The sequence below is a fragment of the Butyrivibrio sp. genome (genome assembly GCF_024699075.1).
Genome location: NZ_JAILQF010000276.1, coordinates 1 through 2,116 on the forward strand (window position 1 = coordinate 1; position 2,116 = coordinate 2,116).

Consider the following 2,116-nt stretch of genomic DNA (forward strand, 5'->3'; position numbering starts at 1 on the left):
TGTGATGGACAGGATGATATTGGAGCCATGGACAAGATGCTTGACGCTTATCTTGGCGGAGCAGAGATTGTGTATGGTGTAAGATCCAAGAGAGATACGGATACATTCTTTAAGAAGTTTACAGCAGAATCTTTCTACAAACTGCTTAACTGGATGGGAGCTGAAGTTGTCTATAATCATTCAGACTATAGACTCATATCATCAAGAGTTCTTGACGAGTTTGCAGATTTCCACGAGGTTAATATCTATTTAAGAGGTATGGTACCTCTTGTTGGATTTAAGTCAGCAATCATATATTATGAACGCCATGAAAGAATGGCAGGAGAAAGTCACTATCCGCTTAGCAAGATGCTTCACCTTGCATTTGATGGAATTACTTCTCTGTCTATTAAACCTATATCTATCATCACAGGAATTGGTAGTATTGTAAGTATAATCGGCTTTATAGGTATCATCTGGGCCTTCATTGTAGCTCTTACTGGTCAGGGCGTATCCGGATGGGCATCTACTATTTGTATAGTTTGTTTCCTTGGAGGTATACAGCTCATATCAATAGGCGTTATTGGTACCTATATTGGTAAGATATATCTAGAGAGTAAGCATAGACCAAGGTATATCATAAGTGAGAAAACCTGGGAGCCTTATGAAAGACACTATAAGGGATAATAAAGGGTTAAAAAATACAGGACGAGAAAAAGCTATACTAGTAAAGGACGATAATAATAGAGCGACAAAAATAAAGGTAAATAAAAGATATTCAGAAGTAAATTGTAAATAAAAAAGGGTGCGTATTGTGATGTGTTATTCTTGGTAGATGAGGCATAAGGCCTAATCTATTTATGGAAGATCATATCACTGAATGCATCCTTTTTATTTTATTACTGTTGGAATCTTTTTGTTTTATTATTATTTGAATCTTTTTGTTTTATTATTATTTGAATCTTTTTCTATTATTATTATTGAAACCTGAATTATTCATGACTACTTAAATCTCTGAAATCAGACTCATAAACCGCTTTTTTGAAATGGATGCCCAGAATAGGCGGAAATCTCCCCTGAAAATGGGTAGACTATCCCTATGAATCAGAAATACAGACTTTTAAGTTATCAAGGTGCATCATTAGTTGCTATTCCAACTGTGGTTTTAAGCTGCTTACAGCGCCGAAGTCAAAACCGTTCTTGCTCTCTTTGATGAAGTTCTCCATTTTGCCTCGGCCGCAGTAAAACTGGATTACTGATTTTATGTCTGCAGTCATATTTGTGACTATAAAAGTATACATGTGGGTTATCTGGTTATAAGGTTTCTCGATTTTAAAGACAACCCTTCTGGGATTGTTCCAAGTTTCTGCCTGATAATGATAATTGAAGTCCTCACCTTCCTGCTTGCCGTATGTATCAAGTAGCGTAGAGTCAAGATCAAGAATGAAGCCTCTTTTCTGTTTTGGTTTTGGATTCGCACCTAAAATTTTAACAGATTTGGGGCTTTATTAATACCCCTAAGGCATCACTTGTTAGGTGAAAACAATATACAGTTTAAATGTAGTAACTATGAGGATTGGTAATTAAGCCGTGAATAATTCAGGTATAATTTGTGTCAAATTTGCGTAGTTTTATATGGATATAATGGGTTAACTCGATTTTTAATTCGATTTTAACTCGACAACTAAATTAAAACGAATTATAATTGAGTTAAATTAGAATTAAGGAGTAATAATCATGCGAACAATTCCAATGAAGGAAGATCTTATAGTTGAATTTAAAAGCGATATAAAGAAATATTCGGATACAGATTTAATTGATGAAATTGTTGGAATGACAAACACTAAAGGTGGAACATTGTATCTGGGTGTAGAGGATGATGGTGAAATTACAGGCGTACATCCAAAGCATAAGGATGCTATAGGAGTTACTGCATTGATTGCCAACAGTACTGTGCCATCAATTTCTGTTAGAGCAGAGATTATTACTGAGGAAAAAAAAGAAATCTTAAAGATTGAGATTCCCATTAGTAGGACGGTGGTATCCACAACATCTGGAAAAATGCTTAGACGTAGGCTAAAGGCAGACGGTTCGCCAGAAGTTATTCCTATGTATTCATATGAAGTTGTAACTCGAT

General features: G+C 35.2%; 2 protein-coding genes and 1 pseudogene. 2 read left to right on the forward strand and 1 reads right to left on the reverse strand.

Features of this window, described 5'->3' with window-relative positions; genetic code table 11:
- The coding region (locus K6G87_RS11330) for a glycosyltransferase (protein ID WP_296837211.1) at window positions 1–666 on the forward strand (666 nt) is incomplete at its 5' end.
- A 482-nt stretch (window positions 667–1,148) separates the two neighbouring features.
- Here the strand turns inward: K6G87_RS11330 and K6G87_RS11335 are convergent.
- A pseudogene (locus K6G87_RS11335) lies at window positions 1,149–1,361 on the reverse strand (transposase); the annotation flags it as partial.
- Between the two features lie 355 nt (window positions 1,362–1,716).
- Between K6G87_RS11335 and K6G87_RS11340 the strand changes: the two are divergent.
- On the forward strand, window positions 1,717–2,116 hold a 400-nt coding region (locus K6G87_RS11340), incomplete at its 3' end, for an AlbA family DNA-binding domain-containing protein (RefSeq protein ID WP_296837214.1).